This window comes from Stenotrophomonas sp. NRRL B-14846 (assembly GCF_050473585.1).
GTDB lineage: Bacteria > Pseudomonadota > Gammaproteobacteria > Xanthomonadales > Xanthomonadaceae > Stenotrophomonas.
The window spans coordinates 2,031,665-2,056,119 of sequence record NZ_JBFLUN010000022.1 but is presented as its reverse complement, the minus strand read 5'-3'; the positions used below and the strand labels follow the sequence as shown (position 1 = coordinate 2,056,119).

Sequence of the window (24,455 nt, the reverse complement as noted above, 5' to 3'; positions counted from 1 at the left end):
ACCGAGACCCCATTACGTGAAGGCCAGCAAGTCCGCCACGCTCAACCAGCGTATCCGCAGCGATCTGGAAAGCCGCATCCTCAGCGGAGAGTGGGCGCCGGGCTTCCGAATTCCGTACGAGCACGAGCTGATGGAGCAGTACGGCTGCTCGCGGATGACCGTGAACAAGGTGCTGACCGCGCTGGCCGAGAGCGGCATGATCGAGCGCCGCCGCCGCGCGGGTTCGTTCGTGGCGCGGCAACCCCCGCACCTGGAGCAGGTGGCGCTGGAGATTCCCGACATCGCGATGGAAGTCGGCTCGCGCGGCCATCAGTACGCGTATCGCCTGCTGCAGCGCGAACTGCGCCTGGCCGATGCCGGCAATGCTGGCGAAGTCGAGCTGGCCGGCAGCGAAATGCTGCTGGCGATGCGTTGCCTGCACCTGGCCGATGGCCGTCCGTTGGCGCTGGAGCACCGCCTGATCAGCCCGGTGGGCGTGCCCGAGGTGCTGGAGGTCGATTTCAGTACCACCGCGCCGGGCAGCTGGCTGCTGCAGAATGTCTCGTGGACCCGTGCCCAGCACCGCATCAGTGCCTGGGGCGCGGACACCGCCACCGCCAAACTGCTGGACGTGAAGCCCGGCACCGCCTGCCTGGTGATCGAGCGCCTGACCTGGCGCGGTGAGCAGCCCATTACCCGCGTGCGCCAGGTGTTCCTCGGCGACGCCTGGGACCTGGTCGCGCGCTTCGCGCCGGGCGCGCGGTAAGCGCCGTATCCACGCATGGCGTGGATCTACCGAAGCCTCGCTTGGATTACGCGATGGGTGTGAACCCCTGGTAGATCCACGCCATGCGTGGATGCCGCCTGATCAATACGTAGCGCACTGCCGCCAGCGCACCGGCTCATCCACGCCGGGGCGGGCGTTGAGCTGGATGCGCACGTTGCGCAGGGCAGGGTAGTGCAGCACTTCCTCGCAGACGCGCGGCCACACCGCTTCCAGCTCGCCGGTGCGGTTGATTGCCAGCGTCTGCCGGGTCAGCCAGACGCCGCTGGCGATGCCGGGCTTGCCAGCCAGTGCGCGGGCCAGATCGGCCTGGAAGCGCTCCAGCGTGGCGGCATCCGGGTTGGGGTTGCTGCGCGCGTCGGTCGCCGGGGCGACGGCAGTCGTGGGAGCGGGGGCGGCGGTAGGGACGGCTTCGATCGGGGCAGGTTCGGCGGCAGGCGCGGCCGAGGGCGTTGCCACCACCGGCGCCGCAGCAACCGGCGCGGCCTCTTCCACATGCAGGCCCTGCAGGCCCAGGCCGACCAGCAGCCCCAGCGTGACCGAACCCAGTGCGGCGATGGCAATGCGGCGCAGCGCCTCATGCCGGGCGCTGGCACGCACGCGCGCTTCAATATCGCCGGGGAGGTAGGGCTGCAGCAGCGGCCACAGGCGGGGGCCGTCCAGCACCTCAACGGCCTGCTTCTCGGCGGCGCCACGGCCGTCGCGCTCGATACGGCCTTCGGTCAGCAGCACGCCGCCCTTGGCCCCGGCCAGGCGCGCGGCCGCACCCAGCTCGTTCACTGCGGCGGTGCCGATGCGATAGGCCAGGCCATGCTTGCACGACACCAGCCATTGATTGGGACCATCGCTGAGCAGGAAGTCGCTGCTCGGCTCGCGGGCATCTTCGGTCGGATCGATCAGCTCACGCAGGCCACGCTGTTCGCGCAGCATGCGCTTGACCAGTACCGAGAATTCGCGCCAGTGCATGCCGGCCAGAGCCTGCAGGCCGAGTTGCATCTCCTTCTGCCGCCGCTTGATCCACCACAGATAGACAACGGCCAGGGAACAGGTAAGCAGGGCCGACAGCAGGGCCAGGATCCAAGGGAGCATGCAGGAGTAGGGCGGAAGGGGCGAAAGCGGAGAACGACAGTGTAAAGGTCGCGGTGCCCGGCTGGGTCAGGATGTTCCTGACAGGAAGCGTGATGGAGCGCGCAGATCGGCGCACGGCGGGCACGAAAAACCCGCCAATCCTGAAGCCGTGAGGGGAGGGAACAAACGGCAGCCGAAGCGATTGGCGGGTTGCTCGCGATTGTCAATCAATTTTTATTGCATTGCAACAATTGAACTCAGGGCACGCTGTCCGGCGATTGATGGCTGCCCGGTGCAGGGGCGTCGGTACCGGACGCGGCGCGGGTTTCCAGCTTGGCCAGGCGCGCATGCAGGGCATCGATGCGGGCCTCCAGCGCGGTCACTTCGTCAGCGGTGGGGACATGCAGGCGCTTGAGCACGCCCTGCACCTGGTCATCAAAGGCCTTCTCGACCTTGTTCCAGGTGCCGGAGGCTTTCTCGCGGGCCTCGTCCAGCGACGTTTCGACGTTGTCACGCCAGCCCGGGCCCTGTTCGCCATTGCGCTCACGGCGGCGGGCCTCCCAGGCTTCGCCTTCCTTCACCAGGCCATCGAAGAAGCGGCTGCCTTCAGCCTGTGCGCGGCCCAGGGCGCCCAGCCCGGCCAGCCAGACCTGTTGCGCCGAATCGCTGAGCTTGCGCGAGAAGCGCTCGGCCTGGTCACCGAAAGAGGCGTCGTCGTTGCGGCGGTCGTCGTTCTCGTAGTGGTTCATCGCACTTCCCGTGGGAGTTGGGCCTGCCCCGAGAGTAGCGCGCGTTGGCGTTGCACGGCCGTGACGGCCGCCGCCGGGGTTCAGCCCAGCTTTTCCTTCAGCACGCGCTGGATCTCGCCTTCGACCATGCCCTTCATCGCCGACAGCAGGAACCCCAGCTTGGCGGTCACGCGCACGGCGCCCGGCTGCAGTTCGATCGCACCGTCCACGCCGCTGCCGGAGAAGTTCAGGACGTCGGCGGTCCAGGACGATTTCAGGCCGAAGCGCTCGGACAGCTTGGCAGCGACCTGTTCGATCGCGGCGCGCGCCTGTGCGTCGGGCAGGGCGTGGGCGTGGCGGACATCGATGGTGGACATGCAGGCTCCTGGCGCAGGGCGGGGATGATCAAAGAGGGCGAGCATTGTGCGCATCGCGGGCCGCCGCGCCAAGCACTCATCGCAGGTTCTTCTTCGTTGGCGGCCAACCTGCTAGGCTGCGCCGCGTGCAGAACCTGCTTGTTCACTTCAGTCAACAACAACAGCCCGACCAGCCCCTGCGGCCCGGGGTGCAGCGCATCGTGCGCCAGGCCAACGGCAGTGTGCGGCTCGGCGATGCCGGCAACGGCGCTCTGCTGCTGGCGCAGTTCTGCATGGATGACCGTGGCCTCTGGCTGCAGGTCGGTAACGGTATCCGCGGCATCCACGTGAATGGCCGCCCGGTACGCCGGATGGCCCTGCTGCGTGCAGGCGATGCGGTGTACGTGGATGGCGTGGAAATGGTCCTGCAGGGCGAAGTCGAGAGCCTGCTGCAGGCGCCCGCACCGAAAAACGACGATGGCTCCGATGAGCAGCAGCGGCTGCTGCGTGGCGTCGGCGGGCTGCACCACGGGCGCAGCTATACCCTGTCGCGGGCCCGCCTGATCGGCCGCGGCAACGACGCCGACATCGCCATCGATGACCCGGCCTTCGCCGAACAGCATGCCCGCGTGGAAGTGCACGGCGAGCGCGTGCTGCTGCGCGATCTGGGCAGTGCCGACGGCACTCGGGTCAACGGCGTGGCCGTGCGCCACTGCTGGCTGCAGGCCGGCGACCAGGTGGTGTTCGATGGCCAGCACCGGTTCGTGCTGGAAGTGCCGCATGATCCGCGCCGGCGGCCGCTGCCCGCCGAGGACGACGCCAGCCACGAGGCCGAGCAGGCGCCGGTGCTGCCGGCCGCGCCGCGCAGGGTCCGGCGCTGGCCGTGGCTGCTGGCGAGTGCGCTGCTGCTGGCCGCACTGCTCAGCCTGCTGCTGTGGTTCGGCGCGCGCTGACGGTCGCGCGGTGACGGTAGTGCCGGCCGCTGGCCGGCAGTTGCCGCCCCGTATCCCTGGGGGTGCCGGCCAGCGGCCGGCACTACCCGGTCGCGTCGCGAATGGATTCCAATGAAACCAAATTTCCCTTGCCGCACTAGGCCGCAAGGCTGGTGCACTGCGGCATACTAGGGGTCTTGCCCCACAGGTGTGACATGACGCGCGCGTTCAACTTCAGTGCCGGCCCTGCAACCTTGCCGGAATCGGTCCTGCGCCAGGCGCAGGCGGAAATGCTGGACTGGCACGATACCGGTGCCTCGATCGTGGAAATGAGCCATCGCGGTGCGGAGTTCATGTCCGTGGCCGCCGAGGCCGAGGCCGACCTGCGTCGCCTGCTCGATATCCCCGAAGACTATGCGGTGCTGTTCCTGTCCGGTGGTGCCACCACCCAGCAGGCGCTGATCCCGCTCAACTTCGCCGCCCCCGGTCAGCGCGCCGACTACGTGGTCAGTGGCCACTGGGGCAAGACCGCGATCAAGCAGGCCGGTGTCTACGTCGACGTCAACATTGCCGCCAGCAGCGAGGCCGATGGCTACCGCACGCTGCCGCCGCGTGCCGACTGGCAGCTGTCACCCGATGCCGCCTACGTGCACATCACCGCCAACGAGACCATCCACGGCGTCGAGTTCCGTGATGTGCCCGATACCGGCAACGTCCCGTTGATCGCCGATTTCAGCTCGTCCATCGCCAGCGAGCCGCTGGACGTGCGCCGCTACGGCGTGATCTATGCCGGGGCGCAGAAGAACCTGGGCCCGGTCGGCATCGCGGTGATGATCATCCGCCGCGACCTGCTCGAGCGCAGCGGCCAGCCGCGCGCGGACATCTTCGACTACCGCTCGCATGTCGCCCGCGATTCGATGCTCAACACCCCGCCGACCTGGAACTGGTACCTGGCCGGCCTGGTGTTCAAGTGGATGCTGGCCGAAGGTGGCGTGGCCGAGTTCGCCAGGCGTAATGCCGCCAAGGCCGCGCTGGTATATGGCGCCATCGATGGTTCCGGCGGCTTCTATCGCAACGAGGTCGCACACGCGGCACGCTCGCGGATGAACATCCCGTTCTTCCTGCCCGATGCCGAGCTTGATGCCCGCTTCGTCGCCGAAGCCAAGGCTGCCGGCCTGCTGGCGCTGAAGGGGCACAAGGTGGTCGGGGGCATCCGAGCCTCGCTGTACAACGCCATGCCGCTGGCCGGGGCCGAGGCGCTGGTCGCCTTCATGGCCGATTTCCAGCAGCGTCACGGTTGAGCAATGAACGGCGCGCACCGTCGGGTGCGTGCCCCGCAACAAGGAATTCCGATGGCAAGCAGCAAATCCAGCAAGAAGGCGCCGAAGAAGGCCGAGCCGGCCAAGGACAGCGCGCCCACCAAGGCGAAGGGCAAGGCCAAGGCCGCTTCGAACCCGGCACCCACCCTGGCGCCGCTGGCGCTGGCCGATGTGCGTTCGAAGATCGACCAGATCGACCGCGACATCCAGAGCCTGATCGCCGAGCGCGCGCGTTTCGCCCACCAGGTTGGCAAGGCCAAGGGCAAGCTCGCCGCCGCCGTCGACTACTACCGCCCCGAGCGCGAAGCGCAGGTGCTGCGCATGGTGGTGGACCGGAATGAGGGCCCGCTCAGTGATGAGCTGCTGGTGCATGTCTACCGCGAGATCATGTCGGCCTGCCTGGCCCAGCAGGAGCCGCTGAAGATCGGCTACCTCGGCCCGGAAGGCACCTTCAGCCAGCAGGCGGTGCTCAAGCACTTCGGCCGCTCCGCGCTGGGCCTGCCGATGGCCAGCATCGAGGAAGTGTTCCAGGAAGTAGAAGCGGGCAACGCCGATTTCGGCGTGGTGCCGGTGGAGAATTCGGGGCAGGGCACCATCCAGATCACCCTGGACATGTTCCTGACCTCCAACCTGAAGATCTGTGGCGAAGTGGAACTGCGCGTGCAGCAGTACCTGATGTCGCGCAGTGGCCGCATCGAGGACATCGAGCGCATCTACGCGCATCCGCAGTCGTTCATGCAGACCTCGGCATGGCTGCGCGCCAACCTGCCGAAGGCCGAGAAGATTCCGGTCTCGAGCAATGCCGAGGGAGCGCGTCGTGCGCGCAACGCCGATGATGCGGCGGCCATCGGTGGCGAGAGTGCCGGCCACGTGTACGGCCTGAAGAAGGTGGTCACCAAGCCGATCCAGAACGATGCCGACAACACCACCCGCTTCCTGGTGGTGGGCCGCAACATCTTCCCGACCTCCGGCCACGATCGCACCTCGGTGCTGGTGTTCATCCATGACAAGCCCGGTGCGCTGTTCGACGTGCTCAGCCCGTTCGCCCGCCACGGCATCAGCATGAACCGCATCGAGTCGCGGCCGTCGCACCACGGCAAGTGGGAATACGGCTTCTTCATCGACCTGGCCGGCCACATCGACGACGCGCCGATGCAGGCCGCGCTGGCTGAACTGGAAGCGCACTCGGCGCAGATCAAGGTGCTGGGCTCCTATCCGGTGGCCGTGCCCTGAGTGCTGCCGCGGCGGCCATGGCCGCCGCTCCCTGATGCATCGCCGGCGCTGCCGGCGTTTACGGAACGATCGAACGATGAGCAACGCGCAACACTGGATCGCCCGCAAGGGCCAGCCGCTGCAGGGCAGCCTGACCATTCCCGGCGACAAGTCGGTCTCGCACCGCTCGGTGATGTTCGCCGCGCTGGCCGATGGCACTTCGCATATCGAAGGCTTCCTGGAAGGCGAAGACACTCGTGCCACCGCGCGCATCTTCAGCCAGTTGGGCGTGCGCATCGAGACCCCCAGCCCGTCGCAGCGCATCGTGCATGGTGTGGGTATCGACGGCCTGAAAGCACCGGATGCACCGCTGGACTGCGGCAATGCCGGTACCGGCATGCGCCTGTTGGCCGGTCTGCTGGCGGGCCAGGCGTTCGACTGCACGCTGATCGGCGACGAGTCGCTGTCCGGCCGCCCGATGCGCCGCGTGACCGGCCCGCTGTCGCAGATGGGCGCGAAGATCGATACGGAGAGCGATGGCACGCCGCCGCTGCACGTGCATGGTGGTCAGACGCTGCACGGCATCGACTTCGCTTCGCCGGTGGCCAGCGCGCAGATCAAGTCGGCGGTGCTGCTGGCCGGCCTGTATGCGCAGGGCGAAACCAGCGTACTGGAACCGTACCCGACCCGCGATTACACCGAGCGCATGCTGTCCGCGTTCGGCGTGGACATCGAATTCTCGCCGGGCAAGGCCCGCCTGCGTGGCGGCCAGCGCCTGCGCGCCACGGATATCGTGGTGCCGGCCGACTTCTCCTCGGCTGCGTTCTATCTGGTGGCCGCCAGCATCATTCCCGGCTCCGAGCTGCGCCTGAAGCAGGTCGGCCTGAATCCGCGCCGCACCGGCCTGCTGCACGCGCTGCGCCTGATGGGGGCCGACATCACCGAAGAGAATCCGGCCGAGCAGGGCGGTGAGCCGGTGGCCGACCTGGTGGTGCGCTATGCCCCGCTTAAGGGCGCGCGCATTCCGGAAGCACTGGTGCCGGACATGATCGACGAGTTCCCGGCGCTGTTCGTGGCCGCCGCCGCCGCCGAAGGCCAGACCGTGGTGAGCGGTGCCGCCGAACTGCGGGTGAAGGAATCCGACCGCCTTGCGGCGATGGCCACCGGCCTGCGCGCGCTGGGCATGCAGGTGGACGAAACCGAAGACGGCGCCACCCTGCACGGCGGCGTGCGCCTGGGCAGCGGCACCATCGAAAGCCACGGTGACCATCGCATCGCCATGGCATTCGCCATCGCCGGCCAGATCAGTGACGGCGAAGTGCGCATCAACGACATCGCCAACGTCGCCACGTCCTTCCCGGACTTCGATGGCGTGGCGCGCAGCGCCGGATTCAACCTGGCCTGAAAAGGCCACGCCCGGCGGATGACGCAACTCGGTAGGTGCCAACCTTGGTTGGCACGCTTCTCCGCATAACACGCTTCTTCGCATAAAAGGACGGAGGCCGAAGCCTCCGTCTAAACATCACGAACCCCTCGTCCGCGATCAACGCTGTTCGGTACGGAAATCCACCGGAACCCGCACCACACTGGCCACTGCACGGCCTTCATGCATCGCCGGCTGGAACTTCCAGTTCTGCACGGCGCTCAGCACCGCACGATCCAGGTCACGGCTGCGTTCGCCGCTGCGCGAAACAATCGCGGCATTGGTCACCTGGCCACGGGTATCGACATTCAGGCTGGCGATCACGCTGCCCTGCACGCCGTTGCGCAGCGCGGCAGCGGGGTAGGTCGGCTTGCTGTTGCCTGCCAGCGGGCGCGCCTCGCGATTGCGTACTGCGGGGGCGGCTTTGTGCTGGCTGCCGGCCGGTGCGGCCTGGCGGGCAGCGGGCTCCTGCGCGTCGGCGACCGGCGCCTGCTCGGGGGCGGGCAGCATGCGCTCGCCGACCGGTGCCGGCGCCACGTCTTCCTGGTTCGAATGACGCAGCCAGAGCAGGGCGGCGGCAAACATCGCCACGATCAGCGCGATCCACATCCAGGGCGACGTGGGCTTGTGCTGTTCGCTGGCATCCTGCTGCAGCTGCGGCGAATGAAGGTCTTCGTGGGTGGTGGCGGTCATCGCAAACTCCTTCCGTCAATGGACGACGGGGAGAGTGTTGCGCGGGCCAGTGGCGGGAAGTGTCAGCGTTGCGTCAACGCGACCGGCAGGGTTCAGTTTGCCTGCCGGGAAACGTTCAGTTACTGGGTCTTGAAGTCGAACGGCACTTCAATGCTGCCAGGCACGGGCTGGCCGTTGCTCTGTGCCGGGGTGAAGCGCCAGCGGCGCACGGCGTCGGTGGCGGCACGGTCGAGCTCGCGTGAGCCGCTGCGCTGGATCACGGTGGCATTGTTCGGGTAGCCGGTGGCATCCACGTCCACGCGCACCACCACGCTGCCGGTTTCGCCGGCGCGCAGCGCGGCGGCCGGGTAGGCCGGCGGCGGCGACTGGCCGGCAATCGGCATCGGCTGGCTGTTGCCGGTGGCGGCCGGCGCAGGGGCCGGCGCGGCCGGGGCCGGTTCAGCGATGGGCGCCGGCGGTGGCGGGGCGATTTCGACCAGCTTCGGGGCGTCGTCCTCTACCGGGGCCGGCTTGGCGTCGGGCATGTCGCTGGAGCCTGCGGCTGCGGCCAGCGGTTCCGGCAGCGGTTCCACCTGCGCGGTCTCCTGCGGGGTCTGCGCGGCCGGGTCGGCACGGAAGAACTCCTTGTCGCGGCCGGTCAACCAGACCAGTACGAACAGCAGCACGCCCACGCCGAAGGCGATGCCGGCGATCTTCAGGGCGTTGCGCGGGATATGCACAGTGAACGACTTGGCGGACGACGAGCGGGGTGCAGACATGGACCGGACCAGTACGGAATAGCCCGATTCTGCCACGCCAGGAATGAACCGGGCGGCAGAAATCCGTATAACAAGCGATAATCCCATCCCTGATACCCACCACGACACCTGCCATGCTTGATCCAGCCCTGCTCCGCCACCAGCCCGCCGACCTCGCCGAACGCCTGCGCACCAGCCGCGGCTTCGAGCTCGACGTGTCTGCCCTGGAGTCCCTGGAGGCTGATCGCAAGCGCATCCAGGTGCGGACCCAGGAGCTGCAGAGCCTGCGCAACAGCCGTTCCAAGGCCATCGGCCAGGCCAAGGCCAAGGGCGAGGACGTCTCGGCCATCATGGCCGAGGTCGCTGCCTTCGCCGACGAGCTGAAGGCTTCGGAAGTGGCGCTGGACGAGCTGCGCGAGAAGATCGAAGCGATCTCGATGGGCATTCCGAACCTGCCGGCCGATGACGTGCCGGCCGGTGCCGACGAGAACGACAACGTCGAGCAGGCGCGCTGGGGCACCCCGCGCCAGTTCGATTTCAAGGTGCTCGACCACGTTGAACTGGGCGCCCGCAACGGCTGGCTGGACGGCGAGACCGCGGCCAAGCTGTCCGGTTCGCGCTTCACCGTGCTGCGCGGCCCGATCGCACGCCTGCACCGCGCCCTGGCCCAGTTCATGGTCGACCTGCACACCGGCGAGCACGGCTACGAGGAAACCAACGTGCCGCTGCTGGTCAACGCCGACTCGCTGCGCGGTACCAGCCAGCTGCCGAAGTTCGAGGACGACCTGTTCAAGACCGCCGTGGGCGACTCCACGCGTTACCTGATCCCGACCTCGGAAGTGCCGCTGACCAACATCGTGCGCGACGAGATCGTCGACGCCGAGCGCCTGCCGCTGCGCATGACCGCCCACTCGATGTGCTTCCGCGCCGAAGCCGGCAGCGGCGGCCGCGACGTGCGCGGCATGATCCGCCAGCACCAGTTCGAGAAGGTCGAGCTGGTCTCGATCAGCCGCCCGGAAGACAGCGACGCCGAACACCAGCGCATGACCCGCTGCGCCGAAGTGGTGCTGGAAAAGCTGGGCCTGCCGTACCGCAAGGTGCTGCTGTGCACCGGCGACATGGGCTTCTCGGCCATCAAGACCTACGACCTGGAAGTCTGGCTGCCGTCGCAGGAGACCTACCGCGAGATCTCCTCGTGCTCGAACTGTGGTGACTTCCAGGCCCGCCGCATGCAGGCCCGCTGGCGCAACCCGGCCACCGGCAAGCCGGAGCTGGCGCACACGCTGAACGGCTCGGGCGTGGCCGTTGGCCGCGCGATGATCGCGGTGATGGAGAACTACCAGAACGCCGACGGCAGCATCACCGTGCCAGAGGCCCTGCGCCCGTACATGGGTGGCCTGGAAACCATCGCCTGATTCCCTGATCGGGTGGGTGCCATGCTTGCATGGCACCGAATCCACGCATGGCGTGGATCTACTGGAGGGTGTTGCACGTGCCCGGCATGAATTCACCGATGACCCGGTAGATCCACGCCATGCCAGGAACCAGTCGTCCCAGCCCTCCGGGCCTTCATAACGTTCGCCCACCACCAGCGCCTGGCCGCGGCGCAGGGTGATCGGGTGTGGAAATTCGCTGCGGTGCGCAGCCGTCACGATGTAGTCCATGGCCCCAGCGTAGCGCGCTCACAAAAAAACGGCCCCGCAGAGCGGGGCCGCCAGGGTGGGCCGGGATGGGGGAGGGGATCCCGGCCCGCGTTCAGCGCCCAGACGAGGAGAGAGGGGCGCCGAACGTTGGAACGCGTTATGCCGCGACGGCTTCATCCGCTGCGTGCGACGGCAGTGCCGCCAGCGCGCCGGCAATGGCGTCTTCACGGTGCTGCGGCGAGTAGGCGATGCCTTCGGCGCGCACGAACTCGACTTCGTTGATGCCCATGAAGGCGAACACCTGGCGCAGGAACGGCTCCTGGAAGTCGGCCGGCGAGTCGGTGTAGATGCCGCCGCGGCTGCTGGCGATGATCACCCGCTTGCCACCGGCCAGCCCGACCGGGCCGTTCTCGGTGTACTTGAAGGTGCGGCCGGCCACGGCCACGCGGTCGATCCAGGCCTTCAGCGTGGACGGGATGCTGAAGTTGTACATCGGTGCGCCGATCACCACGATGTCGGCCTCCAGGAACTGCTGCATCACCTGTTCAGCGTCGGTCGCCTCGGCGGCGTCGGTCTTGGCCAGCGAGCTGCTGCGCAGATGCGGTACCGGATTGGCGTCAAGATCGCGATAATCGACCTGCAGGCCGTCGATCTGGCCGGTGAAGCGGGCGACCACGGCGGCCGACAGCTGGCGGGACACGGAGTTGTCGCCAAGCACGCTGGCGTCGAGATGCAGAAGCTTCATGGCAGTCACCTATGTTCTGGGAGGAAGGGGCGGGGTGCCCCGCCGACGGAGAGAACGATAGGTTGTTGCAAAGACGGGATAAAGGTGGTTGAATGCCACGTATTGTTCTAGATATGGAACTCGGGCATGCATGACCTGAATGATCTGTACTACTTCGCGATGGTGGTCGACCACGGCGGATTCGCCGCCGCCGAGCGCGCCTTGGGCATCCCCAAGTCGCGCCTGAGCCGCCGCATCAGCCAGCTGGAAACCGACCTGGGCGTGCGCCTGCTGCAGCGCTCCACGCGCCGTTTCGCGGTCACCGACGTCGGCACCAGCGTGCACCGCCATGCGCAGACGATGCTGGCCGAGGCCCAGGCCGCGCGCGAAGTGGTGGACCGCCTCAGCGCCGAACCGCGCGGCGTGGTGCGCGCCAGCGTGCCGGTGTCGCTGGCGCAGATGCAGCTGCCCAAGCTGCTGCCCAAGTTCCTCGAGCAGTATCCGAAGGTGCGGCTGCAGCTGAACATCAGCAACCGCCGCGTGGACATCATCAATGAAGGCTACGACGTGGCCCTGCGCGTGCGTTCGCGCCTGGACGACGACGGCAGCCTGGTGATGCGCAGCTTCGGCCAGGTGCAGGAACTGCTGGTGGCCAGCCCGAAGTACCTGGACCGCGCCGGCCGCCCCAAGGATCCGGAAGAACTGACCCAGCATGTCACCCTCAGCATCAGCGAAGACGAAGCCCGCCAGCGCTGGGAGCTGCATGGCCCGGAAGGCGAAGTGCGCCGGGTCGACCTGCAGCCGCGCGTGGCCGGCTTCGACTTCCCGCTGCTGCAGAGCATGGTGAAGGACGGCTTCGGCATCACCATGCTGCCGGAAACCGTGTGCGCCGACGCCGTGCGCAACGGCGAGCTGGAAGTGGTGCTGCCGGACTGGTCACTGCCGCAGGGTGTGTGCCATGCCGTGTTCGCCTCGCGCCGTGGCCTGCTGCCGGCGGTGCGCGTGTTCATCGACTTCCTGGCCGAGCACCTGCCGCCGCAGCTGGAGGCCTCGCGCCTGGATTGCGGTGGCGCCTGTGAAAAGGCCAAGGAGCGGATCAAGGCCAGCGCGCTGGGCGCGTTGGCGGTGGACGCGGGCTGAGAGCGCTGAACGGCAACGCCGGGCCATGCCCGGCGTTGCTGTATTCCGGCGCCGATCACTTCCGGCCGAACAGCCGGTCCCAGAAACTACGGCGTCGCGGCGCGGCCGGTGGTGGTTCGGCTGCAACGACGGGCGCTTCCAGCACTGCCATCAGCTCCGCGCTGCGTGGCTTCTTCAGGAAGCGCGCATAGTCCAGATAGCTGGTCACCTTGCTCATGTGCAGGCGCTCGGGCATCGCCGGCAATGCACCGTTCTGCAACAGCACCCGCAATGCCTGCGGACGGTCCAGGCGGATCGCCTCGAACAGCGCGGTGCCGCCACAGCCCGGTTCGATCTGGTTGGCGCGCTGCGGCGCATCCTTCAGCAGGGCTCGCAGCGCCTCCGCGTCATCGCGCTCCACGGCGGCCACCAGCCGCGCCAGTGCCTCGGCTTCCGCAGGCGGCAGGTTGTCGCGATAGGCCTGATCGGCAATCTCGCGCTCGTCGCGCCCATCACCGCCCTCGATGCACAGGAAATCGGTGACCAGGGCGACCGGTATGCCGGACGTATCCAGCGCCCAATAGCTGGGATAGACACCGTCGCCCCAGCCACTGGTGAATACCACCAGGCCGTGCGGCGAGTCCTCGCCCCAGGGGCGGTACTCGGCGCCTTCATCCAGGCCATCGTGATCGATCAGTGCATCCGACCATTCACTCTCTTCGTCGCCATCGGCCTGTTCGATCAGGGCCAGCAGCGCCTGCTGGGTGTCGGTGTCCATGAAACAACCGATACCGGCGTCGACCGGATAGCCGATGAAGCTGTCCTCATCCAGGCCGGTCAGGTCCTGCGTGGTCCAGCGCGCCATCTGCCAGTGCAGGGCGGACGCGGTGAGCGACTGGCGCGGCTTGAACCAGACCACGGCCAGCGCCGGGCGGCCGCTGTGCACGATGATCTCGACCGGGTGGCGGCCCAGCGGGGCGGTGTAGTCGGCCAGCGCGGGCGCCTCGGCCTGGACCAGCGGATCGCAGACCACCAGCTGCCCGCTGCTGACCGGCAGGTGCCCGGCGAAGGTGCGATGCAGGGCCACTGCGGCCAGCTGGGTGTCGTCCAGCAGGCAGGTGCGCAGGTTGGCCAGATCGAGATGGGCCATGGCGGCTCCGAGTGCGGTGGAGGCCCCACCGTGCCGGATGCGGAGGGCAGGGGCAAGGTGGTCTTGGGCAAATGCCCTTCACGTGCGAGAATACGCCGCTGCCCGGGCGACCGGGACCCGATTGGAGAGATGGCCGAGCGGTTTAAGGCACCGGTCTTGAAAACCGGCGAAGGGTTAAACCTTCCGTGGGTTCGAATCCCACTCTCTCCGCCAAGAAGTCCAGAGGAGCCCCTGGAAGCAGGGGCTTTTTTGTTTCTACGGTCCTTGCTGACCAGCCATCCGGCCACTATGGTCAGGTGAACGAATAAATCGATGCATTCCTCTGGCAACAGGGAATTACTTCATTGAAGGACGGTAATCGTTCCAGGTGCACAAGCGCTGACGTTGGCGCCAGGCAATTTGAATGTGCCAGACACCCGCGCTAGGCTTCGGATGCCCAAGGAGGGCGACCAACGGAGTCATGGCATGAAGATTGGATTCAAGCTTTCTGTTGCTGTTGCGGCCTGTGCGTTGACCTTTGGAATCGGCAGCGCCACGGCGAAAGCCCCCGGCCCTTGTTCCGTCTGCGAGGTCCAATACATTGCATGCGAGGCGTCAGGTACAAACTTGAGTATCTGCACCCGGAACTATATGCAATGCCTGCGTCTGAACGGCTGCATTATCCCGTAGCAGGGCGCGGCGGGGACGTGTGGGGACCTTGCGATACCCTGCAACCTTGCCACGCTCCAGACAAAAGCCCCGGTCCTGCCGGGGCTTTTTCGTTTCCGGAAACGCCGTGGCGCGGAGCGGGCGGGATGCATTCATCCCCGACGCCCACCCTTCGGCTTGTTATGGCACGACGGGTAACTGGAGCACGACCGGAACGCCCCATGCGGCCCATTCCGGTCCACGAACACGCCCACCTTGCACACCGGGCAGCGCTCTTCGTGGATGGCCGCGCCTGAAATCGCGGTCACTTCCACTGCGCCGTCCTTCACCAGCTCATCCAGGAACGGCGAGTGCTTGCCCTGCAGGGTGAACATCGCAACCGATCGTCGCGCACGCGTCAGCGCGACATAGAACAGGCGCCGTTCTTCGCTCAGCGGATAGGTATCGCCGTCCGGCATTGCCAGCGAAAGCACGGGATCATCCGCGCGCAGGCTCGGGAAGCTGCGGTTGATCATGCCCGGCAGGATCACGTAGTCCGCCTCGCGTCCCTTCGATCGATGTGTGGTCAGGAACTCGATGTCCATCGTGCTGGCGAAGGCCGTCTTCCAATCAGAAGGCACTGCGCCGCGATCCGCGCGATACCGCCCCAGAACAAAGACCGTCACACGCCCGTTGCGGCCTTGTGGAACGGCCCCGGACAGCAGCTGCTGATGCAGCTTGGCGAGGTACTGGCGAACACCATCCTGCACCTCCTCACGCCGGTTCATCTGGAACGCCTGCAGTACCGGGCCCATCGCCGGTGCAGCTGAGCGAACTGCTTTGGCGATCTGCGCGGGGTTGCGGCTGATGAAGCGGCTGGACACATCGCACAGTGCCTGCGGGCAACGGAACGTCTGCTCCAGTTTCAGCACCTGGCCATGGCCCATCCACTCGCGGAATCCGGTCATCACCGAAACGTCGGCACCGGCGAAGCGATTGATCGACTGCCAGTCGTCGCCCACCGCGAACAGATGGCGGCCCGGTTGGCTGACCAATGCACGGCAGAGGCGCGCACGGGCGCGCGATGCGTCCTGGAACTCGTCGGCCATCACCAGTTCGTAGGGTGATTCATAGTGGCCCTGTTCCAGCAGGCCGGCCGCCATGTTGAGCATGTCCTCGAAGTCGATGCTGCGCTCGTCAGCCAGCGCATTGTCCCAGGCCTGGAAAACCGGCCCGGCGATCTCCAGGAAGCGCCGGTAGCGTTCCTTGAAGTGATCCTCGGGCATCTGCCGCAGGCGCGCCGCCATATCGTCCAGCGTCAGGCAGTTGCTCTTGGCATGGGCGATGAAGGTGCGCATCAGGCCGATCAGGTCCGCGTCCGGCATCGGCTTGGCACCCTGGTCAGGCAGCTCGCGATCCGGGTTCGGGTCGAGCTCGACATCAGACGCGCCGAGCCGCTCCGCAAGATCGTGCAGCGCCTGTCCACTGCGCAGGCCAAACGACGTCGTCTCGACCAGGGCGGTGCCGCGCGCCATATGCTGCCGGCGCTTCCAGTGCATCCCTTCGCTGTAGTTGGCAAAGTGCTTAGGCGGCTGGCCATCGGCATCCAGCGCAAAGTGCTCGTGATACAGCTGGGCGTCCGGATAGTAGAAGTCCGGACGATACTGGCGGTGGGTGTCTGTCGCGGTATCGAACTCGTAGCGCCGCTCGTAGTCGTAGGCCACGCCGTTGTAGAACAGCCAGTCGGCGATGACGCACTCTTCCAGGCTCTTCACCCGCTCACCCTGCAGGGTACGGATGTAGGGCGTGCCATCGCGGTCGTAGCCATCGGCCATCATGTCGGCACCAAGTGGCGGAAGGTCGCGCCCGAACACCAGGCGGAACATGTCCCATTGGGTGCGGAAGTGGGTCGAGCGGTCCTTCAGGTCGTCCACCAGTTCGGCCAGCTTGTTGAAGCCCAGCGTTGCGTCGACCGCCCATTCCGGGATATCGGGCTTGCGCCCTGTCGCTTTGGCAATGATGGCCAGGCCGAGGGCATGGAAGGTCCGGGCTTCCACCACGGTGTCGCCCATGCCGAGCCGGTCGAAGCACCGCTGCGCGCGCGCTTCCAGCTCCTTGGCGGCGTCCTTGTTGAAGGCGAGCATCACGATCCGTTCGGGTTCGACAAGGCCGCGATCGATGGCATAAGCGGCCTTGGCGACCATCGTGGAGGTCTTGCCCGAGCCGGCCGCGGCCACGACCTGCACCCGGTTGTCGAAGCAGATGACGGCGCGGGCCTGTTCCTCGGTCAGCGGTCTGCTCTCGACCCGGTCCAGGAAGTCCTTGGCCAGCACCCGCTCACGCGTTGCCATGGTGGCGTTGGCCTCGGCCCAGGCGGCGGGCCAGTCCAGCTGCCAGTCGTGCAAGGCATCCAGCGCAGCACGATGGCTGTGCGAATGCAGGTCGCCATGCACGCTTTCATCAAGGAACAGTTGCTCCAGCTCCGGCGACTGCAGCGGCAGGGACGAGCGCTCGGCCAGCAGCGCCTGCTGCTGCTCGTGGGTAATCCAGCGGCGGCCGGCACTGCCGCGGTCGATGAGGGCGTCCGCGGCGCTCAACCACGCCTGGATCTGCTGCAGGATCGTGTCAAACAAGGCCTTGCGCCCGCGTGTGGTGCGCGCAAAGCGCACCTGCTGCAGCGCCGCCGCAAGCCGGGACGCCTGCGCGTTGGCAAGCCCGTCCACCGACAGCCGCGCGCCGCCTTCTGCCTGCAGCTCGACCCGCGACCAGAAAAGCCCGGGAATGACCTGCGCGCTGTGATCGTCATCCACGCGTTGCCGGTACTGCTGGCCGGCGACGTTCAGCTCGATGCTTTCGCCCTCCAGCCGCAGCCACCAGTGTGGCGAACGAGTCACACGTTGGCCCCAGATCGAGGGGCGCCATTCCATAGACATCCAGGTACTGCCTTGCAAGCGTCAACCGGGCATGTAGAGCCCCTAAGCCCGCATGATAAGGGGCCTTGACGCTGCATGTGGTCTTTCACCCGCGGGCAGGGTGCGTCCGGGAGCCGTCCATCGCGGCCCACCCAATTGCCTGGCGCATGGCATCATGACGCGCCTGGATCCAGGAGCAGGTAATGCAAATCGACTGGGACCGCGTGGGAACCTTGAAGCACGTCGGTGGTGGCTACGATATCCGGACGGATCCATTGAGGATCCTGGTGACCACCGCAAAGCAAGGGCACGAGGGCGAAGTCTCCGACCTGCTGATCGTGATGGACGATGGCACCGTCATTCCGCCAGATGGGATCCTGCGTTTGGCACGGGCGCCGGATCGGATCCCTTAGGCGTTTGGGACCCTGCAACGTCCGCGGCAGTTGCTGGATCACTCGTAGGCACGGTCCCGCTTTGCAGGGGGTACTTCAACCGCGTCGCCACGCCGGATCAGCTCATCCAGATCCACCGCCGATGCCGCCAGTGCATCCTGTGCGTCGAAATCCCACCTGTTCCTGTAGTCCCGCGCCAGCAGGTCGCAGACTGCTTTTGCGCGCTGGTAGGCGTCGTCCTTTCCCTCGGCCTGCTGCAACTCATCGCGATGGATCTGGCACAGCATGAGCTGGTGCGCGTCCTCGGCGCGCTGGCGCTCCCAGTCGATGTCAGGCAGGCCCGAAAGTGCGGCGGCAAGCGCGAATGCGGTCATTGGCATGTCGAGGATCCAGCGGCGGTGGGAGCCTGAGCGTATGCGACCGGCGATGGCCGAAGGTCACTGCCGCACCGTGTGTTTCACGGCAGGTTCACCATTCGCTGCAGCATGGAGGGCGCGTTGCAGCCCTCCATCTACACGCATCCATCGAGCCCCGTTGCGGTCATCCGCTCAGGCATTTACATCCACGACAATCCGGCCACGCACTTTGCCCGGAATGATCTGCTCGTAGACCTCCAGCACGTCGGCAAGCCCGATCAGCTGCACCGTGCTTTCCAGCTTCTGCGGGTCCAGGTCGGTAGCGAGGCGATCCCACGCGCGCTGGCGAACGTCCTGCGGCGCGTTCACCGAATCCACGCCCGCAAGGGTCACGTTGCGCAGGATGAACGGCAGCACCGAGCCGTGCAGCGCGTCGCTCTGCGCCAGGCCGCACGCGGCTACGGCACCGCGGTACTTGGTCTCGGCGATCGCGTTGACCAGGGTAGGGCCGCCGACCACATCCACCACGCCGGCCCAGCGTTCGGCGCTCACCGGCCGGTCGCGCGGTTCCGAAAGCTGCGCGCGGTCGATGATTTCGCTCGCACCCAGGTTGTGCAGATACTCGGCATGCTCCGGGCGCCCGGTAGCGGCCACCACGCGATAGCCCAGCTTTGAAAGGATCGCCACCGCGATCGAGCCGACACCGCCGTTGGCGCCGGTCACCAGCACATCGCCCTTGTCGGGCGTCACGCCGGCATGTTCCAGGGCCAGTACGCACAGCATGGCGGTGTAGCCAGCGGTGCCGATGGCCATGGCGTCGCGGGTGCTCAGGTTGCCGGGAATCCGGTTGAGCCATTCACCCCGCACGCGGGCGCGCTGTGCCAGGCCGCCGTGGTGGCTCATGCTCAGGTCCCAGCCATTGAGCACAACGCGGTCGCCTGGCTTGAAGTCGGCCCTGCTGGATTCCAGCACCACGCCTGCCAGATCGATGCCGGGAATGAGCGGGAACGTCCGGATGACCGGACTCTTGCCGGTGAGGGCAAGCGCATCCTTGTAGTTGAGCGTGGAGTACTCGACCTGCACCAGGACGTCACCGTCCATCAGGTCGGCCTCATCGAAATCGACCAGTTCGGTCGAAACCTGGTTGTTCGTCTTGCGGGCGAGCAGTGCTTTGAACGTCATGGAGGGGCTCACATTCACCGGATGAGGCCATGCTAGGCTCGCCCCTCTATCGCAACAAGAACGATGATTTTCCGTAGGTACTATGGTTTTCCGGAGTATGCATGCGTAGCAAGCGTTGGGATGGCAAGAGCGGTTGTGCCGTGGAAGTCACGCTGTCGGTGATCGGCGGCGTGTGGAAGCCGATCATTCTTTTTCACCTGATGACGGGCAAGCGGCGTTTCATGGAACTGACGCGGCGGGTGCCCAATGCCACCCAGTCCATGCTGACCAGCCAGCTGCGTGAGCTGGAAGCCGACGGCGTGGTGATCCGCCACGTGTACCCGGAAGTACCGCCGAAGGTGGAATACGAGCTGTCCGAGTTCGGGCGCACGCTGGTGCCGGTGCTGCTGGCCATGCGCGAGTGGGGTGAAACCTACCGCGGCTATCAGAGTACCCAGGGCGATAGCTGAAGGCTGAGCGGCGTTGCACATGCCGCATGCCGGTTTCGCGAACGCTCACTTCCACCGATGGGTCTTTGGCGGCGGCGTGCATGTCGTATACGGCGGGATAGGGCGCCCGGGCAGTGCACGCTGGCGGGAGTCGTCTGCCGGGCGAAGCGCGTCAGCCGATGGACAACTCGACATCCGCTGACGCAACCAACGTAACAGCGCGATCGCTCGGGATTTTCCTGCTTTTCATCGCCGGTTCGGGGCGGCAACCATGGCCGCGCCAAGGCATTCGCCGTGGCCGGGATTGGCGTCCCGAACGTACATGATGCGCGGCGTCACGGTTGCAGCCAGAGTTGCAACCGTGACAATGCATCGCCTGCCAGTTCATGGCGGACGGTGCGTGGGGATTTCTTGATCCGCCGGCTTCTTGCATCATGTATCCGGTACGCCAACCCGCACCGTCCGCCACCTTGCATCTGCAGGTGGCCACATCGTGAGGTTGCCGTCATGCCCGAACGTCTTCCCGACCATCCCCGTCTGCACGCGCTGCTCGGTGCCGCCGTGCGCGATCTTCCCGCTGCCCTGGCCGAGACGCTGGAGGACGCGCTCCGCGAGTCCGCCGAGCCCGTCACGCCATCGGCATTCTTTGCACACCTGAAAGGCCACGGCAGGAACCTGCGCGCCGATGGTGAGGCCTGGAGTGAAATGTGCCTGAGCCCCGGCCGCGCCTTCGACATGGCCCTGGCGACCCGCAGCGCGTCGGGCATCACGGCGCTGACCGCGGTGCTGCACGCCGCGCATGTGGCACGGGAGAATGACGATCCTGCCTGCTGCCCCTCCGCAGCCGTGGTCGAGGGCCTGTTCAACGCCTGCCAGGTGCTGTCGCTGCAGGTGGAACGCTGCCTGGTGCCGTGAAGGGCTGCGATGCGGTTCCTGTTCCGTTGACGCCCAGTTGCCTATAGTGGCGCCGGAACCCTGCAATGGAATGCCCATGCGCGTGATGTCCCCCGGCCGTTGCCTGACGCTCGCACTTGCCGTTGCAGCGAGTGCCGGCGCGTGCGCACGGCCACCGTCCACCGAACACGAAAGGAATCCCGCCATGTCCGGCGCAACCCAGACCGGCCGCACGATCAACGGTCACACCTATACCGATGCCCCCGTGGACGTGAAGCTGGGGCCGAACACCTTCCGCATTCCGGCCAACTACCTGGACAGCCAGATCGCACCGTGGCCCGGCGAGGGCGTGACGCTGGTCATCGAGTGGCCGGACATGACGCCGACGGCCCCGGGTGCCCGGGCGAATCCGCGTACGAATGATTTCCGCAAGGAGATTGCCGTGGCGATCGATTACATCGATCGCGCGCCAATCGAAACATCATTGGAGCGATTGTCCTCCAACCAGGCATCCACTGAAGAGGGGTCGGTGGAGCGGAGGGATCCTCGGGATCGGCTCGATCTGCGGATTGCGCGGCCTGACGTCCTGGGCCTGACGCCCTACGCTATCGACGAAACAAAGATGGTCATTTTCTCGAAGGAATACCAGGCGCGATATGGAAAGCCGCCCACCCGCAATCCTGCCTTTGAAGATGATTGGTACATCGCGCGCGCTCCCAACGGCAGCCTGACCACATTCATCAAATGCGAAAGCACGGCGTTCCGGGGGGATGGTGTTCGCCTGCAGGGCGATCAGGTCATCAGTGAGCAAGGGCAAGCTGCGGCAGGTTGCTTCCACTACTTCTCGGATGTGGAGAACAGGCTTTCCATCTCGCTGAACTACAAGCGGGCCTTCCTGGGTGACTGGAAGCGGATGGAAGATGCGGTGCGGGATGTCCTCGCGCGCTCCCGAGTCCGGTAATGAGTGCATTCAGGAGCAGGCAATGGGCGGATTGACGCAAGAGAATCTCAAGATTCTGGCCAGCTATGCCAAGGCCGGAAACCGCGAGTTGTACTGGAACTATCTGTCGCAGCTGCCGGATGCGGATGGCTACGGGACGCTTGCGCTGGGTGTTGTTCGCAATGACAGCCTGCCAGGCCGCGTTGCAAACAGCTACGCACAGGACTATGCCCGGCACCAGGAGGGCAAGGGCTCCGGCTTTCCCGACGCGCAGCTGAGCGAGCGCCAATGGGAGATGTTTGGGCAGACGCTTCTGCGCCAGGACCTGGAACGACGCTTGTACTGGATGGAGCAGGGGCGTCCCAACCTGGCACTGAATCTTCCCGGCAAGGATGTGATGCTGGCCCATGACCGGGCATTTGAACGGCATGAGCTTGATCCCAACTGCTGGACGCCGCGCGTGCTGCTGGAGGCGGCCGAGCAGAAGAGCGGCCCCGAGAAGTTGGAACAGATCTGGACCAACATGCTCAACAATGACTACGCCGGGGGGCCGCGCGTAGGCAACACCAGCGTCGATGCCATCAGCCAGATGGGATGGGCGAAGGGCGGGCAGTACCTGACCCGGTTGAGCGTGCTGGAAGCCACCCAGGCACTGGAGGGCCGCTCGGCGGTCGATCCGAACGTCATCGGTGGCAGCAGCTATTACGCGATGTACTTCGAAGCGGACAGGAAGTGGGCCAGTGTCAGTGCAGGCGGCGGTCACATGTCGCTGCGCGAGATCACTGATCCTGCCCGTATCGCCGAACTCAACGACGCCCGCGAGGTTCGTCTGGAGCGGCAGGAGAAGCGGACCCAGTTCCACCCGGACGACCCGTACCGGACCATTACCCGCAGCCCGCTTACCGCAGCGGTGGATGCCGTGCCGGATCCCGCACAGGCACCGACCCGTCTGGCCGACATTGGTCCCGGCCATCGCGAGTACGCATTGATGCAGCAGGTGCGCGAAGGCGTGGCCGCGATCGATGCCAGCGCAGGACGTACCCACGATGAGAACAGCGAGCGCCTCGTGGCGAGCGTCATGGCATTGGCGCGCCACAACCAGCTCGAACGTGCCGACCATGTGCTGCTGAGCGCCCAGACCGCCGATCACCCGGCCGGCCGCAATGTGTTCGTGGTGCAGGGCGAGTTGAATGATCCGGCGCATCTGCGGGCCTCCATGCCCACGGACCGGGCGGTGCAGACACCGGTCGAGCAGTCACTGCAGGCGCTGCAGGCCGTCGGTGCGGATCGTGAACAGGCACATGCGCAGCGCCATCAGCAGGAAATCGATGTGCAGGCACGCGACACCCCGGCCATGCGCATGGGCTAGGGTCCCGGCCTGCCGTAGCCCCTGCCTCACGCGGTCTTTGCAACTCTGTGCGCCGGCATTGCTAAGTTCGCTTGGCATCCATCACAGGAACCTGCAATGACCCGGACGTCCCCGCTTGTCCTGCTGGGCCTCTGCCTGGCCCCGGCCCTGGCCTTCGCCCAATCCGACCGGCAGGTGGCCGAAGACATGGTCACCCGCGCCGCCAACGTCTGCCCAGGCCACAGCACCGAGCGCACGGCGCCTACGGTGAAGAAGGTACCGGTGGGCGCGCTGCGCGTCATGCTCGACCGTGGCCTGGTGATGTGCCCGGACCGCCGCCTGGATGCCTCTGCACCCGCGGTGTTCTACGGCCGCGTGGGCGTATTTGGCTGGAATCCGGAGGTGCCCGCTGCTGCGACGGTGGTTGTCGCCAAGATCGACCAGATGACCCGCAAGGATGAGTACCCGGTGGAAACGCTGGTGTGGGATGCCAAGGGCACGGCCCTCACCCAGCAGACGGTTCCGGCGTTCGAGCCGCGCCCGGGTGCGGCGGTGCTGTACAAGGTGCGCTGAGCCCCGCGCGCTGGCGGGTACATGCCCACCTTGGTGGGCATCCTGGCCCTCGCGCGCGCTGACGGAGCCGTGCCCACCAGGGTGGGCACCTGCCAAAGCGATGCGACGTGGCATCCAGTACCGGGGTGCTACTTCGCCGGGGCATCCGCAGTCTGCGCGGCCACCATGGCCTGCTGCATCTCCTTCAGCGACAGATAGCCATCGCCATCAGTATCCAGCCCCGCGAAATACTTCGCGATTTCCGGCACCACCGCGGCTTCCTTCCTGCTGATCTTCCCGTCTTTGTCGGCATCCATTTCCTTGAACGCGGCGTCGATGGAATCGGCCTGCCTGCTGAAGCGTGCCTGCTGGTACTTCGCGTACTCGGCCTTGTCGATGTGGCCATCGCCGTTGCTGTCCATGACGGCGAAGCTGGAGTCGATATAGGCCTGCTTCGGGTCGCCGCTGGCGGCGTGGCCGATCAGCGGTGCGGCGCACAGCGCGATGATGAGCAGCGTCTTGTTCATGCGGTTGGTTCCTTTGGAATGCAGGGCAGGTCAGCGGCAGGGATGGCTGTAGCCATCCGAACCGCGGTAGGTGTCGTTGCGGCGGTCGTAGTTGCCGTAGCGGTTCATGCAGTAGTCGGCGCGCTCGCGGGTCTCGCGCTCGCGCTTGGCCGCGGCGGCGATCACGCCAGCCACCATCGCTGCGCCGACCACGCCCACCACCACGCGCTTGGCCTTGGCATCGTCGCGCCGGTCGCGCTCACGTTCGCGTTCGCGGCGCTCCCATTCGTCACGCTGGCGGTCCTGGTAGCCCTGGTCCCAGCCGGAGCGGTAACCATCGCGGTACTGTGCGTGAGCCTGGCCCGCGTAGGGCAGCAGCACCAGCAGTTGCAGTGCGGCACCCAGCAGCAACGCTGTACGTCCTGTCTTCTGAAACATCGTTCCGCTCCTG

Annotated in this window: 25 protein-coding genes, 1 tRNA gene and 1 pseudogene; 14 read left to right on the top strand and 13 right to left on the bottom strand. The window is 66.5% G+C overall.

From position 1 onward, the window contains the following. Nucleotides 1–16: 16 nt before the first annotated feature. Entirely contained in the window at nt 17–745 is a 729-nt protein-coding gene (gene hutC, locus AB1281_RS11750; RefSeq protein ID WP_188485246.1) for a histidine utilization repressor, read from the top strand. Between the two features lie 102 nt (nt 746–847). On the opposite strand, the gene AB1281_RS11745 is transcribed toward hutC, so the two are convergent. The 3 genes from AB1281_RS11745 to AB1281_RS11735 form a co-directional block, all read right to left on the bottom strand. Next, nucleotides 848–1,852 (bottom strand): restriction endonuclease, encoded by a 1,005-nt coding sequence (locus tag AB1281_RS11745; protein WP_430345995.1) that lies wholly within the window; start codon nt 1,850–1,852, stop codon nt 848–850. Between the two features lie 236 nt (nt 1,853–2,088). Then, complete coding sequence (locus AB1281_RS11740) at nt 2,089–2,580, bottom strand: phasin family protein (RefSeq protein ID WP_014037692.1); 492 nt, start codon at nt 2,578–2,580, stop codon at nt 2,089–2,091. Between the two features lie 80 nt (nt 2,581–2,660). Further along, nucleotides 2,661–2,936, bottom strand: coding sequence for a polyhydroxyalkanoic acid system family protein (locus tag AB1281_RS11735; RefSeq protein ID WP_005417302.1), 276 nt, complete (start codon nt 2,934–2,936; stop codon nt 2,661–2,663). A gap of 125 nt (nt 2,937–3,061) precedes the next feature. Here AB1281_RS11735 and AB1281_RS11730 point away from each other — a divergent pair, with 125 nt between their 5' ends. The 4 genes from AB1281_RS11730 (at nt 3,062) to aroA (ending at nt 7,783) form a co-directional block, all read left to right on the top strand. Then, on the top strand, nt 3,062–3,868 hold the full coding sequence (locus tag AB1281_RS11730; RefSeq protein ID WP_430345994.1) for an FHA domain-containing protein: 807 nt from the start codon (nt 3,062–3,064) through the stop codon (nt 3,866–3,868). 194 nt (nt 3,869–4,062) lie between these two features. Beyond that, nucleotides 4,063–5,148: a 3-phosphoserine/phosphohydroxythreonine transaminase gene (serC, locus tag AB1281_RS11725; RefSeq protein WP_430345993.1), complete on the top strand. Its 1,086-nt coding sequence runs from the start codon at nt 4,063–4,065 to the stop codon at nt 5,146–5,148. A gap of 51 nt (nt 5,149–5,199) precedes the next feature. Beyond that, nucleotides 5,200–6,399, top strand: a complete 1,200-nt coding sequence (gene pheA, locus AB1281_RS11720; protein ID WP_014037689.1) for a prephenate dehydratase — start codon at nt 5,200–5,202, stop codon at nt 6,397–6,399. Nucleotides 6,400–6,475: 76 nt separating this feature from the next. Beyond that, nucleotides 6,476–7,783 (top strand): 3-phosphoshikimate 1-carboxyvinyltransferase, encoded by a 1,308-nt coding sequence (gene aroA, locus AB1281_RS11715; RefSeq protein WP_430345992.1) that lies wholly within the window; start codon nt 6,476–6,478, stop codon nt 7,781–7,783. Between the two features lie 138 nt (nt 7,784–7,921). On the opposite strand, the gene AB1281_RS11710 is transcribed toward aroA, so the two are convergent. Together AB1281_RS11710 and AB1281_RS11705 are read right to left on the bottom strand one after the other, a co-directional pair. Continuing rightward, nucleotides 7,922–8,494: an energy transducer TonB gene (locus AB1281_RS11710; RefSeq protein WP_075677495.1), complete on the bottom strand. Its 573-nt coding sequence runs from the start codon at nt 8,492–8,494 to the stop codon at nt 7,922–7,924. A 119-nt stretch (nt 8,495–8,613) separates the two neighbouring features. After that, nucleotides 8,614–9,252, bottom strand: a complete 639-nt coding sequence (locus AB1281_RS11705; RefSeq protein ID WP_430345991.1) for an energy transducer TonB — start codon at nt 9,250–9,252, stop codon at nt 8,614–8,616. 113 nt (nt 9,253–9,365) lie between these two features. Here AB1281_RS11705 and serS point away from each other — a divergent pair, with 113 nt between their 5' ends. After that, nucleotides 9,366–10,646: a serine--tRNA ligase gene (serS, locus tag AB1281_RS11700; protein WP_006452392.1), complete on the top strand. Its 1,281-nt coding sequence runs from the start codon at nt 9,366–9,368 to the stop codon at nt 10,644–10,646. Nucleotides 10,647–10,769: 123 nt separating this feature from the next. Here the strand turns inward: serS and AB1281_RS11695 are convergent. Together AB1281_RS11695 and AB1281_RS11690 are read right to left on the bottom strand one after the other, a co-directional pair. Next, a pseudogene (locus AB1281_RS11695) lies at nt 10,770–10,895 on the bottom strand (ligand-binding protein SH3); the annotation flags it as partial. Nucleotides 10,896–11,031: 136 nt separating this feature from the next. Continuing rightward, nucleotides 11,032–11,619, bottom strand: a complete 588-nt coding sequence (locus tag AB1281_RS11690) for an FMN-dependent NADH-azoreductase (RefSeq protein WP_014037684.1) — start codon at nt 11,617–11,619, stop codon at nt 11,032–11,034. A 126-nt stretch (nt 11,620–11,745) separates the two neighbouring features. On the opposite strand from AB1281_RS11690, the gene AB1281_RS11685 reads away from it, so the two are divergent. After that, on the top strand, nt 11,746–12,738 hold the full coding sequence (locus tag AB1281_RS11685; RefSeq protein ID WP_005410175.1) for a LysR family transcriptional regulator: 993 nt from the start codon (nt 11,746–11,748) through the stop codon (nt 12,736–12,738). A gap of 55 nt (nt 12,739–12,793) precedes the next feature. Here AB1281_RS11685 and AB1281_RS11680 read toward each other — a convergent pair whose 3' ends face one another. Beyond that, nucleotides 12,794–13,867, bottom strand: a complete 1,074-nt coding sequence (locus tag AB1281_RS11680) for a DUF4241 domain-containing protein (protein WP_430345990.1) — start codon at nt 13,865–13,867, stop codon at nt 12,794–12,796. Nucleotides 13,868–13,990: 123 nt separating this feature from the next. Here AB1281_RS11680 and AB1281_RS11675 point away from each other — a divergent pair. Then, nucleotides 13,991–14,080 (top strand) — tRNA-Ser (locus tag AB1281_RS11675). 587 nt (nt 14,081–14,667) lie between these two features. Here the strand turns inward: AB1281_RS11675 and AB1281_RS11670 are convergent. Beyond that, nucleotides 14,668–17,421 carry a UvrD-helicase domain-containing protein gene (locus AB1281_RS11670; protein ID WP_430346999.1) on the bottom strand — a complete coding sequence of 918 codons (2,754 nt, stop codon included), beginning with the start codon at nt 17,419–17,421 and terminating at the stop codon, nt 14,668–14,670. A gap of 188 nt (nt 17,422–17,609) precedes the next feature. Between AB1281_RS11670 and AB1281_RS11665 the strand changes: the two genes are divergently transcribed. After that, nucleotides 17,610–17,819 carry a hypothetical protein gene (locus tag AB1281_RS11665; RefSeq protein WP_430345989.1) on the top strand — a complete coding sequence of 70 codons (210 nt, stop codon included), beginning with the start codon at nt 17,610–17,612 and terminating at the stop codon, nt 17,817–17,819. Between the two features lie 38 nt (nt 17,820–17,857). On the opposite strand, the gene AB1281_RS11660 is transcribed toward AB1281_RS11665, so the two are convergent. Both AB1281_RS11660 and AB1281_RS11655 read right to left on the bottom strand, forming a co-directional pair. Further along, complete coding sequence (locus tag AB1281_RS11660; RefSeq protein WP_049444348.1) at nt 17,858–18,178, bottom strand: hypothetical protein; 321 nt, start codon at nt 18,176–18,178, stop codon at nt 17,858–17,860. Nucleotides 18,179–18,346: 168 nt separating this feature from the next. Next, complete coding sequence (locus tag AB1281_RS11655; RefSeq protein ID WP_430345988.1) at nt 18,347–19,336, bottom strand: MDR family oxidoreductase; 990 nt, start codon at nt 19,334–19,336, stop codon at nt 18,347–18,349. 101 nt (nt 19,337–19,437) lie between these two features. Between AB1281_RS11655 and AB1281_RS11650 the strand changes: the two genes are divergently transcribed. The 5 genes from AB1281_RS11650 (at nt 19,438) to AB1281_RS11630 (ending at nt 23,519) form a co-directional block, all read left to right on the top strand. Continuing rightward, the gene (locus AB1281_RS11650; RefSeq protein WP_014037677.1) at nt 19,438–19,785 is read left to right on the top strand and encodes a winged helix-turn-helix transcriptional regulator; all 348 of its coding nucleotides are present in this window, start codon (nt 19,438–19,440) and stop codon (nt 19,783–19,785) included. Between the two features lie 486 nt (nt 19,786–20,271). Next, nucleotides 20,272–20,679, top strand: a complete 408-nt coding sequence (locus AB1281_RS11645; RefSeq protein WP_430345987.1) for a hypothetical protein — start codon at nt 20,272–20,274, stop codon at nt 20,677–20,679. Nucleotides 20,680–20,755: 76 nt separating this feature from the next. Next, on the top strand, nt 20,756–21,619 hold the full coding sequence (locus AB1281_RS11640; protein ID WP_430345986.1) for a Smlt3025 familytype IV secretion system inhibitor: 864 nt from the start codon (nt 20,756–20,758) through the stop codon (nt 21,617–21,619). 22 nt (nt 21,620–21,641) lie between these two features. Then, nucleotides 21,642–22,967 (top strand): Smlt3024 family type IV secretion system effector, encoded by a 1,326-nt coding sequence (locus AB1281_RS11635; RefSeq protein WP_430345985.1) that lies wholly within the window; start codon nt 21,642–21,644, stop codon nt 22,965–22,967. Nucleotides 22,968–23,063: 96 nt separating this feature from the next. Then, nucleotides 23,064–23,519: a hypothetical protein gene (locus AB1281_RS11630; RefSeq protein ID WP_075677543.1), complete on the top strand. Its 456-nt coding sequence runs from the start codon at nt 23,064–23,066 to the stop codon at nt 23,517–23,519. 128 nt (nt 23,520–23,647) lie between these two features. Here the strand turns inward: AB1281_RS11630 and AB1281_RS11625 are convergent, their stop codons facing one another. Then, the gene (locus tag AB1281_RS11625; RefSeq protein ID WP_430345984.1) at nt 23,648–24,025 is read right to left on the bottom strand and encodes an EF-hand domain-containing protein; all 378 of its coding nucleotides are present in this window, start codon (nt 24,023–24,025) and stop codon (nt 23,648–23,650) included. A gap of 30 nt (nt 24,026–24,055) precedes the next feature. Continuing rightward, entirely contained in the window at nt 24,056–24,442 is a 387-nt protein-coding gene (locus AB1281_RS11620) for a hypothetical protein (RefSeq protein ID WP_430345983.1), read from the bottom strand. Between the last annotated feature and the right edge of the window lie 13 nt (nt 24,443–24,455).